Here is a 13,932-nt window from a genome sequence, read left to right on the forward strand (position 1 = left end):
ACTCTTTCTTTATTTTTAAAAATTAAGGCTCAGGTTGAATGTCACAGACTTGGGAACTGGGGTTGAATACAGGTTACCCATTGATTCCGGGTCCATATAATTTTTGTAGCTGGAACCGAATACAAATAAGTTACGGGCTTCCAAGCCGACAGTAGCTCCACTAAGGCTTATTTTATGTAACCAATCGGAAGGTATGCGATAGGCAAGACGTATGTTTTGTAAACGTACATAACTTAACTTCTTTACCCATATATCCAGCGATTTATACACATCTCTTCGTGAATTAAACAGATAGTAATCTGCTGGATTGTAATTGGGAGTTGCTAATGCAGGGAATTTACCATTTGTATTGTTTGGTGTCCATCTATCCAAAATGTCTCTGTTCATGTTGCGTCCCGGATCCAAGTCGGTTATGTCGTATGTAGGCGAAGTACGCACATGCGCTCCTAAGTTGTAGGAGAAATTTATATTTAGTTCCCAATTCCGGTAGTTGAATGTGTTCATAAAACCGCCAGTGTAAGGAGCGTCTGACGTTCCGGCATAACTATAGAAATCTCTCTGTTCTTCTATACTTGGGCCGATACTATACGTACCTTCTCCGTCTTCTTTATCCTTCATTTGGAAAAGATCTTCTACTGTAACTTCTTTACCATCTTTATTTTCAAGATAAATCTGTCCTGTATCCTTATTTATTCCTTTGGTTTTTAGTGCAAAAATTGCGCCTACGGCATATCCTTCAAGACTGGGAGTTACTTGATCTTTATTGGTCATCACTTTCAATACTTTGTTTTGATTATAGGCAAAATTGAACGATGTATACCATGAGAAATTCTTGGTTGTTATGTTGCGTGTCTGCAAGTTTATTTCTATACCTTTATTTTCCATACTTGCCCAGTTGACAGTCATACTGGTAAATCCATTTTCTAATGGTAGCATTTTGTTTCCTATCAGGTCTGTTCCTTTTCTGTAGTAGTAATCTACGCCTAAGTTTATTGCTTGATTCAAAACTGAGAAATCCAATCCTATATTGTAGGACGTTGTTTTTTCCCAACGTAATTTGTTGTTTGGTGCACTATCAATGGAGATTATCTCTTCATTGAATCCAGGTAAAATACTTATATTTTTATAGGTGCCTACTAAAAAGGGTGAAGTATTCTTGTCAATATTTCCTTGTAAGCCATAAGAAAGGCGAAGGGCAAGATTATCTATCCATTTAAATTGGTTGACAAATGATTCATTGGAAAGACGCCACATTCCGCTAACAGAATAAATAGGCAGATAACGATATTTCTTGTCTACTCCGAAAAGATCTGAACCGTCCATACGAATACTTCCGCCCAAAGTATAGCGATTCATTAAGGTATATGAACCATTTGCAAAGAAAGATGCAAATGCATTTTCTTTGTAGCTTTTGCTCTTTAATTTATAACTTTCAGCTTGTTTTTCATCTCTAAATATTAGCTCTTTAAAAGTTAATGTTTTAGGGTCATATCCATATCCGGTGGATGATTGGTTCTCCAACCAGTTTTTACGGATTTCTGATCCTGCCATTATTTGTATATCATGTATATCATTGAATGTATTTTTATATTCTCCTTGAACTTTCCAAGTAATTTGTGAGGTTACGGAATTGGCGGTTTTCAGCATACCGCCTTCAGGAATAAGATATACATTCTTCTTTTGGCTTTCGCTCCAGTATTTTGATTCAACGCGTTGATGGCGCATGTTGAAAGTGTTGTTTCCCGCATACTCTTCTTGGGATAATTGGTCCCATTGTACACCTATTTGTGAAGTGATTTTCCATTGGTCATTAAAACGTAATTCGGCATCGAATATAGAGTTAATGGCAGTAGTAATTGATTCTTTACTGGTGTTCTCACGTTCTTCAAATATGTTAAAACCTTGATCTACATCAGTAACGCTTCCGGTGACAACGTCATAGTCATATAAATAATTGCCATCTTTATCGAATGGATCGAAATATGGATTGGCGATACGTGAATAGTATACGGGATTTGTAAGACCGTAGGCGTCAGTAACAAAAGTTTCGTTTTTACGTCGGTTGGCGAAGATAGAGATACCAATTTTAAGTAGTTTATTGATTTGGTAGGAAGTTTTGCTTGTCAGATTAAAACGGCTCATGCTTACTCCCGGTACATTTCCGTTTTCTTTTGTATAGCCAAGTGAATTGTAATAGGTCACCTTTTCGCCACCACCGGAAATACTGAAATTATATTCTTGTGTAAAAGCATCTCTAAATAATATATCATTCCAGTCTGTATTAATAGTTTTCAGTTGGTTGATTGCATTTTGAGCTTCAGGCGTTAATCCATCCCAACCTTTGTCTTTATATATGTCTACTAGATCATGTTTTTTTAAAATAGCGGCTACACTTCCTTTTTCAGCAAAAACAGGTACTGGATATATACCCCATTTATAGAATGGAGCTTCTTTCATAAGCTGAAGTTCCAAGTCTACCTTTTCTTCTGAATTCATCAGATTTAGCCGGGAAGTATCCAAATTGGGTGCATATGTCAATTTGGTATTGAAGTTGATAATAGGTTTTCCTGTTCTTCCTCTTTTTGTGGTTACTACAATTACTCCATTAGCAGCACGAGCACCGTAAATAGCAGTAGCTGCAGCATCTTTTAGGATTGTGATGCTTTCTATGTCATTTGGACTTAATCCGGCAATGGAAGATTGTCCGATATTGACAATGTCATTGTCCGAAGAGTTAGAATCCATCTTAGGGATATCAGTTCCTTCCAAAGGCATTCCATCCAATACCCATAGCGGGTCTTGTGTTCCATTTAGTGAGGCAGTACCACGAATACGAATACGTGCGGGAGCTCCCGGAGCACCCGAAGTATTGGTGACCGCTACGCCCGCAATTTGTCCGGTCAGTGCCTGATCGATACTTTTGGCAGCACCTACCATTGCGTCTGATAATTCAACTTTTGAAATAGCAGCAGTTAATTTTCTACGTTCCAATGTCTGATAACCCGTAACTACCACATCCGCTAGTGCATGTGCTGAAGGTTGAAGTACAATTCGATAACTCTTTTTATCTCCTTGCAATGCAATTGCTTGTTCTTCAAAACCGATATAGCTACAATGAATACGAGTTACTTTTTCCGGCACGGAAATAGAGAATTTACCATCAATGTCAGTGATAGTACCCAAAGAAGTTTGTGATGCTCCGGCTTTTTTCAAATCGTCCGCATGGACATAAACGGAAGCACCGATCAGAGGTTCATTATCTTCACCGGAAATAACAACTCCGGTAATAGTACGGTTAGCAGCACTGGCGAAAGCCAGTGCGTTCACAAATAAGCATATAATAATGCACAAAAATTTGATTCTCATTAATTGTAAGATAGTTTAATTAATAGGTTTGTTTTACTTGATTCCCAAAGCTGTATTAATACGTAAAATCATATCTTCATAGTGGTAGCGTGTAGCAGTGTCGGAAGTTCCAAGACGATTCTGCAACAACTTCTTGATGCGTAATAACTCACCACGTTTCACAGAAATGGCATCTGAAATACGGTTGAGCTGGCTGCCGTAGAAGTTGAGTACACGCGGAGCGCCCATCCGGTCTTCCTGACGAAGCGCACGTTGTTCGGCTGCATAGCAGCTACAGAAAGGAGTGGCATGGTCAAGCAAGAAATGCTCGTTTGCAATCTTCTTGTTGATTTTCACGGCTTCGGGTTCTGCGGCAGCGGTAAGTAATGCATCCAGGAAATTCTTTTGCAAAGAACGCTCCATCACATTGGGGATACCACCACGTTCGGTAACACCGAAGATATTTTTGTGAAGTCCGTCCATCAGTTCCACTACTGTAAAGGCTTTCTTTCCGTTGACAGATTCATTCTCTATCATACGTATCAGGCGGGTGTTGCCAAGCAAATCCCAAAGGATATAAGCCTGGGCATTCTTAAGTATTTGAGTAGGAGCGTTCTCCTGTTGACCGATTGGAGTATTGCGGAGCAAGTAAGTATATTCTCCTACTTCCGTATCAAACAACCATTTTGGATAAGTCAATACTTCATTCAGCAAGAATTTCAGTGAAGCCTGTTGCTTCTCTTTTTCTACGAATGTGTAAGTCTTGACGCCATCTCCCACGGTCGTATTTTCGATGTAGATACCACCGATGTTGGCAAGTACATGATATAGATAGTTATTCCACTGGTTGATAACAGCGTAGTAGAGGCGGGATGCTTCTTCGTAAGTCTGTCCCTTTTCTCCCGTTGTAGTCCATTGAAGAATTTGCGGAACAATACGTTTCAGGTTCTCGATACCAAATAAAGAAGAACGAACCGGATCGTCACCTAAGTCCTCATTCTGAGCACGCGGGTCTACAGCGTCACGTACATCCTGCGCTTCGCTGTATTTATAAAGACGGTCTGTATGTTTACTCAGGAAATCGAATAAGAGTTCTTTTTCTTCTTCGGGAGTGCTCTTACCATACCAACGATAACCATATTCAATAGCAAACATATCATAAGGACCGATATGCGGAGAAAGCACTTTCACACCGTCTCCCGGCTGGGCGATATAATTGAAACGCGCGTAATCCATAATGGACGAAGCAGTAGAATTCATTTTGCTGGTAAAAGCTTCAGAACGTAATGAATCTGTAGGGAAAGCCCATGACCCCATCATATTATGACGCAATCCTAAAGAGTGCCCCACTTCGTGGCAGGCTACGAAACGAATGGCATCACCCATCAAAGCATCGGGCAACTGCACATTGCGGGCTTCCGGACAAACAGTTCCGGTCTGCACTGTAATCCATTCGCGTACCATGGACAGTACATTGTGCCACCACATAATATCCGCTTCCAGTATTTCGCCCGAACGCGGATCTAATAAGGAAGGCCCCATAGCATTCTTCTTTTCCGAAGCAGCATAAGTCAGCACGGAGTAATTGACATCATCCATGTCTACATGCATACTGTCAATGATTTCTTTTGCGATAATTGCATTCTTGAAACCGGCTTTTTCGAAAGCGGCTTGCCAGTCCTCGATTCCTTTCTTGATGTACGAACGCCATTGATAAGGAGTCGAATTATCAATGTAGAAAATGATAGGTTTGGCAGGTTCCACAATCTGACCTTTCAGGTAAGCTTCCCGGTCTTCCGGTTTAGGCTCCATGCGCCAACGCGTGATATACTGCGTTTTATCCGTTCTTTGTTGTGCATCGCTGAAAGTCAATAGCGGATTGGTGAAGTATCCGACTTTCTGATTGTCGAAACGTCCCATCATAGGTGTTTCAGGCAATAGAAGGATAGAAGAACTGACTTCCACCGTCACGTACACAGTTGTAGTTCCTTCTGTCACCCTGGTAGTCAGCTCGGAAGTTGCCACGACGTTGTTTGAGAAAGATTTGATAGACAAGATACGTGATAAGTTCTTGATGGCCGAAGTACCCAGGTTAATATTGGTAAATACATTGTTGATACTGGTTTCCGTTCCATCATAAATATCATTCACCTTGATTACCAATGCAGTAGAATCTGCGTTGATCGCTTCGATTTTGAATGCGGCAATCAGTGGAGAGATAAAGTTATCCTTTACTGAGCGGAAGATAGCATCATTTTGGGGAGCCAACGGCAATGGACGTTGTTGGCGGAACATCAGTTTGCCGCTTGCCTTGTCCCATTCCATGCAAACCATCTGATTTTCATAATTTACTCCACGGTTTACACCTGCATCATTCAGTTCGGCAGGAACTCTTTGCAGCTTATTGACAACTAATAAATCGCGTCCTAAAAGTGATGTGGGAACTTCAAAATAATAATCATTCTTCTTTTGATGTACGGCAAACATACCTTTCGTTGTTTTGCTGTCTTCCACTAATTTTTCGTAGTCGCTTTTACTCTTCTCTTCTTTTTCTTCTGGTTTCTTCTTTTTCTTTTTAAACCAACTCAGATTTTCTGTAGCGGGGGCAGTTGCAAATGCCGAGTGCGCTTCACCACCCAGCAATATACATGCAATGACCGCTGCCATTACTTTTACATACATTCTCATTGAGTCCTATATATTTAATTATATTTAAAAAACGGACACAAAAGTACCAATATAAATAACATAATGGATACATATTTGCAATGAATCTAATAATTAAAAGAAATATTAACTAGATTCTTCGGACATCATTCTCCTCGGATATTTCGTAATTTAGTTGGAATAGTGTACATTTGCGGGGAGTAAAAAAGTGAATGGAATGATAAAACAATATATCACTGCTTTGATGCTGGCTTGCTGTGTCGGAGTTTATGGACAAGAAAAAAAGCAAGCGTCCTTTGTCCCCCCTTTTGATTTTCCTCTTACATTGAGCGGAAATTTCGGAGAAATCCGTTCCAACCACTTTCACGGTGGGCTGGATTTTAAAACCGGCGGAGTGATAGGCAAGCCTGTACGCGCTCTTGCTGACGGGTATATTTCACGTATCCGTGTCACCAATGGCTCGGGATATGTACTCGATGTTTGTTATCATAATGGCTATTCTACTATCAACCGCCACTTGAACGGTTTTACTTCTCCCATTGCCGAAAGAGTGGAAAAACTTCAATACGAGAATGAAAACTGGGAAGTGGAAATTATTCCCGAACCGGATGAATATCCGGTGAAAAGCGGTCAACAGATTGCATGGAGCGGAAATACCGGATATTCATTCGGTCCGCATCTTCACCTGGATGTATTCGAAACAGAATCGGGAGATTATATCGATCCAATGCCTTTCTTTCAGTCAAAGATAAAAGATACTCGTGCTCCAAAAGCCGATGGCATTCTATTTTTTCCGCAACCGGGCAAAGGTGTAGTGGATGGGAAACAGCAGACTAAGACTATACTTCCGAACAGTGAACATCCGGTGGAAGCATGGGGTGTGATAGGCACAGGCATCAAGGCATATGATTACATGGATGGAGTCAACAATCATTATGGAGTATATTCGGTTGTCCTCACAGTAGACGGAAATGAAGTATTCCGCAGCACGGTAGATCGTTTTTCTCAGGAAGAAAACCGGATGATAAACTCATGGACGTACGGGCAATATATGAAATCTTTCATTGATCCCGGAAATACTTTACGTCTGTTGAAAGCATCGAATGATAATCGTGGTTTGGTGACGATTGATGAAGAACGGGATTATCAGTTCCTGTATACCTTAAAAGATGCCTTCGGAAATACTTCCAAATATAACTTTACCGTGCGTGGACGGAAGCAGCCGATTGAACCTTTGAACCATCGGGAGAAATATTTCTTTGCCTGGGATAAGACGAATTATCTGCAAGAGCCGGGATTGAGCCTGATCATTCCGAAAGGAATGTTATATGACGATGTTCCTCTTAATTATCAGGTGAAAGCCGACAGTGGAGCAGTGGCATTTACTTATCAGATAAATGATAAATCCATTCCGCTTCATTCAGGTTGCGAGCTTCGTATCGGTCTGCGTAGAAAGCCGGTAGCTGATACTACAAAATATTATATAGCCCGCGTGACTCCGAAAGGTGGAAAATATAGCGTAGGCGGAAAGTACGAAGACGGCTACATGAAAGCATCTGTCCGTGAATTGGGAACTTTCACTGTCGCTATTGATACGATACCGCCCGAAATTATCCCTGTCAATAAGAATCTGTGGGGAAAGAATGGAAAGATTGTCTATCGGTTGAAAGACGAGGGAGCGGGTATTGCTTCTTATCGGGGAACGATTGACGGAAAATACGCGCTCTTCGGGCGTCCTAATATCGTGAAATCCTATTGGGAATGTAAACTTGACCCGAAACATGTAAAGAAAGGTGGTAAGCATACCGTTGAATTTACAGTAACCGATCATTGCGGGAATGAAACGGTAGCTCGTGAGACTTTTATTTGGTAATTATTAAAAGTGAATCATATATTTATGAAGAGAAGAATTTTTCTGTGTGCTGCCATACTGGTGGCGGCTGTGGCGAATACTTTCGCCTGTACGAATCTGATAGTCGGTAAGAACGCTTCCACCGATGGCTCGACCATCGTTTCCTATTCTGCCGACTCGTACGGCTTGTTTGGAGAACTGTATCATTATCCGGCAGCTACTTATCCGAAAGGAACCATGCTGAAAGTGTATGAATGGGATACCGGTAAGTACTTGGGAGAAATCGAACAGGCACGTCAGACTTACAATGTGACCGGGAATATGAATGAATATCAGGTTACAATTGGTGAAACAACTTTCGGCGGACGTCCCGAACTGGCGGATTCTACTGGAATTATTGATTACGGTAGTTTGATTTATATCGGCTTGCAACGTTCGCGTACTGCCCGTGAAGCCATTAAAATAATGACTGAACTGGTGCAGCAATACGGTTATTATAGCGGAGGAGAATCTTTCACCATTGCCGATCCGAACGAAATATGGATTATGGAAATGATTGGTAAAGGTCCCGGTATCCGCGGAGCTGTCTGGGTAGCCGTACGTGTACCGGATGATTGTATTTCGGCTCACGCCAACCAGTCCCGTATTCATCATTTTGATATGAACGACAAGGAAAATTGTATGTATTCTCCCGATGTTGTCTCTTTTGCGCGTGAGAAAGGTTACTTCAACGGAGTGAACAAGGATTTTAGTTTTTCGCTTGCTTACGCTCCCCTTGATTTTGGTGCACGCCGCTTCTGTGAAGCCCGTGTATGGAGCTATTTCAATAAATACACGGACAACGGAAATGAGTATCTTCCTTATATTGAAGGAAAAACAGATACCCCTATGCCTCTTTTCGTAAAACCGAAACATAAGCTGTCTGTGCAAGATGTAAAAGATATGATGCGCGACCATTATGAAGGAACTCCGCTTGACATCTCCAATGATTTCGGAGCAGGCCCTTATAAAATACCGTACCGTCTTTCTCCTTTGAATTTCAAGGTCGACGGACAGGAATATTTCAATGAACGTCCTATTTCTACTCAACAAAGCGGTTTTGTATTTGTTGCACAAATGCGGGCTAATATGCCGGACCCGATAGGCGGTGTACTTTGGTTTTGTGTGGACGATGCGAATATGGCGGTATTTACTCCTGTTTATTGTTGTGCCACTAAAGCGCCGGTATGTTACACACGTGTGGACGGAGCCGATTATATTACTTTCTCATGGAATTCAGCTTTCTGGATTTTCAACTGGGTGTCTAATATGGTTTATCCGCGTTATGACTTGATGATCGGTGATGTGCGTGAAGCGCAGAAGGAAATGGAAACTACCTTTAACAATGCGCAGCAAGGTATTGAAGATATGGCGGCCAAACTGTTGGAAAAAGATAAAAATGCTGCAATTGATTTCCTGACCAACTATACCAACATGACTGCCCAAAGCACCTTCGATACATGGAAACAATTAGGCACTTTCCTGATTGTGAAGTATAACGACGGAGTAGTGAAACGTGTGAAAGACGGACAGTTTGAGCGTAATTCTATCGGACAACCTGCCGGAGTGCTTCGTCCCGGTTATCCGAAGGAATTCTTGCAGGAATATGTCAAACAGACCGGAGACAGATATTTGGTAAAATAAGAATTGAGAATTGAAAATTGAGAAATAACGGCAATCAATTATTTTTTAATTTTCAATTCTCAATTTTCAATTGAATAACTAGGAATTATAAACTTATTATTTTACATTTGTGTGCTCAAGAAAATGGCAATAAATAATTCATTAACCATATAAATAACAATCGAAATGGAAAATCAGGAACTAATCAAACAGGTCACTGAAAAAGCCGAAAAATGGCTGACCCCGGCTTACGATGCTGAAACTCAGGCTGAAGTGAAACGCATGTTGGAAAACGATGATAAAACCGAATTAATTGAAGCTTTCTACAAAGATCTCGAATTTGGTACAGGCGGTTTGCGTGGTATCATGGGTGTAGGTAGCAATCGTATGAATATCTATACGGTAGGTGCTGCCACTCAGGGACTTTCCAACTATCTGAAAAAGAACTTCAAAGACCTGCCGCAGATTTCTGTAGTAGTGGGTCACGACTGTCGTAACAACAGCCGTCTGTTTGCAGAATCTTCTGCTAATATCTTCTCGGCTAACGGCATCAAGGTATATCTGTTCGATGATATGCGTCCGACTCCGGAAATATCTTTCGCTATCCGCCATCTCGGTTGCCAAAGCGGTATTATCCTGACTGCTTCCCACAATCCGAAAGAATATAACGGTTACAAGGCATATTGGGATGATGGCGCACAGGTATTGGCGCCGCATGATAAAGGTATCATCGACGAAGTAAACGCTATTGCTTCTGCTGCCGACATCAAATTCCAGGGTAATCCTGATTTGATTCAGATTATCGGTGAAGACATCGACAAGATTTATCTGGATATGGTGAAAACAGTTTCTATCGATCCGGAAGCTATCGCACGTCACAAGGATATGAAGATTGTTTATACTCCGATTCACGGAACAGGTATGATGTTGATTCCTCGTGCATTGAAGATGTGGGGATTTGAAAACGTATTCACTGTGCCCGAACAGATGGTTAAAGATGGTAACTTCCCGACTGTTGTATCTCCGAATCCAGAAAACGCGGAAGCGCTTTCTATGGCTGTGAACCTGGCCAAGGAAATTGATGCCGAACTGGTAATGGCTTCCGACCCGGATGCTGACCGTGTAGGTATCGCTTGCAAGGATGATAAGGGCGAATGGGTACTTATCAACGGTAACCAGACTTGTATGATGTACCTTTACTATATCCTGACTCAATATAAACAACTGGGTAAGATTAAAGGCAATGAGTTCTGTGTGAAGACAATCGTTACTACTGAACTTATCAAGAAGATTGCTGATAAGAATAACATCGAAATGCTCGACTGCTATACCGGATTCAAATGGATTGCACGTGAAATCCGTCTGCGTGAAGGTCAGAAGAAGTATATCGGTGGCGGTGAAGAAAGCTACGGATTCCTTGCCGAAGACTTCGTTCGTGATAAAGATGCCGTATCAGCTTGCTGCTTGATTGCTGAAGTTGCTGCATGGGCAAAAGATAACGGTAAGTCACTGTATCAACTACTGCTCGATATCTATGTAGAATACGGATTCTCTAAGGAATTCACAGTCAACGTAGTGAAACCGGGTAAGAGCGGTGCCGAAGAAATCAAAGCGATGATGGAAAACTTCCGCGCTAACCCGCCGAAAGAATTAGGTGGCTCTAAAGTAATCTTGAGCAAAGACTATCAAACTCTGAAACAAACAGATGACAAGGGAAATGTAACTGCAATTGATATGCCTGAACCGTCTAATGTTCTTCAGTATTTCACAGAAGATGGCAGCAAAGTTTCAGTTCGTCCTTCAGGAACAGAGCCTAAGATTAAGTTCTATATGGAAGTTCAGGGTGAAATGGGTTGCCGCAACTGTTTTGCTTCTGCCGAGTCTGCTGCAATGGAAAAGATTGAAGCAGTGAAGAAGTCATTGGGTATCTGATTCAGTTTCTTCTGATAGTTTCAGAATAGAACGATAATAAAATAGCGCCTCTATAATCTTTTTGAAGAGTATAGAGGCGCTTCTTTTTATCTGTGTATCGCCTTGATTTCCCCTGTTTTTGGGCATTTAGCCCGGTTTAGTACAGAACTTTCGATTCCTTTGCATTCTTTAAGTACACTTTCTAATCATTCTTAGGGAAATCTTGTTGTATTGGCATCATCTCAATTTCAACAGGCAGGCTACGGATACACATGTTTTGTTGATGCTTTAGAGTGATACGTTCAGTTTCATATTCATAAGTTGTTCGTTTGTAGTTTGAGTGTATTTCGTAGCCTGCTTTCTTTATTTGATAAGTACCTTTCCGTTATTTCTTGCTTCCTATCCAAGTCCATTTATGCCATATCGTTTCCAGTGGTCCTTGTTTGTGTTTGGACAACCACCATTTACAGAACTGCACTTGCAATATGAGAAGGATGATACCGATTAATAAACTAAGACTGTATCCACAATAAGGGGCCAGGTAGAATCCGAACGGGAAATAGATGATAGCTCCCAAGATAGACTGGGAGATGTAGTTTGTCAAACTCATCTTTCCGTAAAAGCGTAAATTGGAAACAGCTTTCTTGAACTTGTCTTTCTGATAAAGCAGGATGAAAGAAGCCACCAATACAATAGTAAATGCAAATTTTTGCCACATATCAAAAGCTGTACCTACTGTGTTCTGAATCAGGCTACTGTCACTTTGCATAATCTGTTCTTTCAGCGAGTAGAGCGGAGCGAAACTGATAGCTGCAATGATAAGTGCTTTTATCCAAAATTTCAGATGAGATTCGGTAGTAACGAATAATTCTTTGCGTCCGATATATAAACCAACCAGGAATAGTCCGGCTGTTTGTAAGAAACGTCCGGCACCAACAGCCCAAAGCAGACTGGCTTTCTGTCCTAATGTGATATTACCTATAAAGAAGTCCCAAAAGTTTCCACCTTTCGTGTATTCGGCTACTTCGGCATACATGGCTCCGACTTGCAAGTCGGGTAGCGTATAGGCAGGATTGAAAAGACTCGCAATGTAGTGATACCATTCAATAGGTTGCAACAGGAATATGATAGCGGTAATCAAAATGGCCTTGTCGCTCCATTTGCGTACGATAAACAATACGAGGGCGACTATTGCAAATAGAAGAAGTACATCTCCTGCCGGGAAAAAGGCTGCGTTCAGTGTTGCGAATCCAACCAGTAAAACCATTCTCCATAAAAAACGATAACCGAAATCTTTTCCTTTCAGCTTCTGATTATGCGATTGAATATAGAAAGTAAATCCAAAGAGCAGAGCGAATATGGCATAAGATTTTCCCGCAAACAGAGAGAATACTGCATTGAGCACTCCATTGTCTAAAATGGTTAGCCATTCGGGAGAATTCTCCGGATAAACCGGGAAAATAAAATGCTCCAGGTTGTGTACCAGGAGGATTGCCATAACGGCAAAACCTCTAAGAGCGTCTACTACCTCAATTCGTGGTGTTTTCGTTGATAATTCCATGGTGTTATTAATATTTGGATAATTCGCTTTTAGTGAATTTATTATGTACTAAGGACACTGTTTCCATGTACATATGAAATCTAAACATATACAGGATTATCTATCCACCAGTCAATCATCTTCCGTGCAAGACTTAACTTCCGGGGAAGCTCCGGTAAATTATCTCTTGTATAAAAGTCGCCCGAACTTAATTCTTCATCCTGAAGTTCTATTTCCCCACCGGCATAATCAGCAATAAATCCGACCATCAATCCGCTAGGATAAGGCCAGGGCTGGTTGCCGAAATAAGTAATATTGTTCACATCCAGTCCGGTTTCCTCTTTTACTTCGCGGGCAACACATTCTTCCAGTGTTTCACCAGTTTCGAGGAATCCGGCAACGAGACTGTTGAATGTTCCTTTGAAGTTGCGGGCATGGACAAGAAGCAAAGAATCTTCTTTCCGTACTAATACAAGAATGGCGGTAGAAATGGCGGGATATACTTCCCGTCCACACTTCGGACAGCGCTTCATTATAGACTCTTTCTGCTCCATAGGTGTACCGCAGGCGGAACAGAAACGGCTGTTTCTGTCCCAGTGCAGAATCTCATGTGCTTTCCCTGCTGTCTGATAATGAGACAGCGGGAGATACTCATAAGAAGCACGAAGCCCGATCATCACATATTGCTCTGATTCTTCGAAGGGTGAAGACAGAGAGAAAGACTTGCAATTCTTTCCCTCCAATGTTGTGACAGTATGTATCGTAGTTTTTTCTTTGATAACGATAGGCGGAATTTCTCCGCAGGGAAGGGCAAATGTACCGTTCCCTTTCTTTTCAAGAAGCAGTTGGTCTTTATAAAATATAAACCACCATGATTGCGCTGTTTGACTCATTTTATTTTTATTCTTTTACTTCGCGCTGCGAAGTTATAAAAAACTGTATTGATATTTGAGAC

7 protein-coding genes are annotated in these 13,932 nt (G+C 41.3%); 3 read left to right on the forward strand and 4 right to left on the reverse strand.

Annotation, left to right across the window (positions count from 1 at the left end; all coding sequences use genetic code 11):
* Positions 1-15: 15 nt before the first annotated feature.
* Together HC965_RS01480 and HC965_RS01485 are read right to left on the reverse strand one after the other, a co-directional pair.
* Positions 16-3,366 (reverse strand): SusC/RagA family TonB-linked outer membrane protein, encoded by a 3,351-nt coding sequence (locus HC965_RS01480; RefSeq protein ID WP_191029761.1) that lies wholly within the window; start codon positions 3,364-3,366, stop codon positions 16-18.
* 33 nt (positions 3,367-3,399) lie between these two features.
* On the reverse strand, positions 3,400-6,033 hold the full coding sequence (locus tag HC965_RS01485; protein WP_191029762.1) for a zinc-dependent metalloprotease: 2,634 nt from the start codon (positions 6,031-6,033) through the stop codon (positions 3,400-3,402).
* Positions 6,034-6,229: 196 nt separating this feature from the next.
* Between HC965_RS01485 and HC965_RS01490 the strand changes: the two genes are divergently transcribed.
* The 3 genes from HC965_RS01490 (at position 6,230) to HC965_RS01500 (ending at position 11,458) form a co-directional block, all read left to right on the forward strand.
* On the forward strand, positions 6,230-7,885 hold the full coding sequence (locus tag HC965_RS01490) for a M23 family metallopeptidase (protein ID WP_191029763.1): 1,656 nt from the start codon (positions 6,230-6,232) through the stop codon (positions 7,883-7,885).
* A gap of 24 nt (positions 7,886-7,909) precedes the next feature.
* Positions 7,910-9,547 carry a C69 family dipeptidase gene (locus HC965_RS01495; protein ID WP_191029764.1) on the forward strand — a complete coding sequence of 546 codons (1,638 nt, stop codon included), beginning with the start codon at positions 7,910-7,912 and terminating at the stop codon, positions 9,545-9,547.
* A 165-nt stretch (positions 9,548-9,712) separates the two neighbouring features.
* Positions 9,713-11,458: a phospho-sugar mutase gene (locus HC965_RS01500; RefSeq protein WP_191029765.1), complete on the forward strand. Its 1,746-nt coding sequence runs from the start codon at positions 9,713-9,715 to the stop codon at positions 11,456-11,458.
* Positions 11,459-11,822: 364 nt separating this feature from the next.
* Here HC965_RS01500 and HC965_RS01505 read toward each other — a convergent pair whose 3' ends face one another.
* Both HC965_RS01505 and nudC read right to left on the reverse strand, forming a co-directional pair.
* Positions 11,823-12,998 (reverse strand): DUF418 domain-containing protein, encoded by a 1,176-nt coding sequence (locus HC965_RS01505; RefSeq protein ID WP_191029766.1) that lies wholly within the window; start codon positions 12,996-12,998, stop codon positions 11,823-11,825.
* 80 nt (positions 12,999-13,078) lie between these two features.
* Positions 13,079-13,870: an NAD(+) diphosphatase gene (gene nudC / locus HC965_RS01510; protein ID WP_191029767.1), complete on the reverse strand. Its 792-nt coding sequence runs from the start codon at positions 13,868-13,870 to the stop codon at positions 13,079-13,081.
* Positions 13,871-13,932 lie beyond the last annotated feature (62 nt).

The sequence above is a fragment of the Bacteroides sp. GM023 genome (genome assembly GCF_014750685.1).
Classification (GTDB): domain Bacteria; phylum Bacteroidota; class Bacteroidia; order Bacteroidales; family Bacteroidaceae; genus Bacteroides.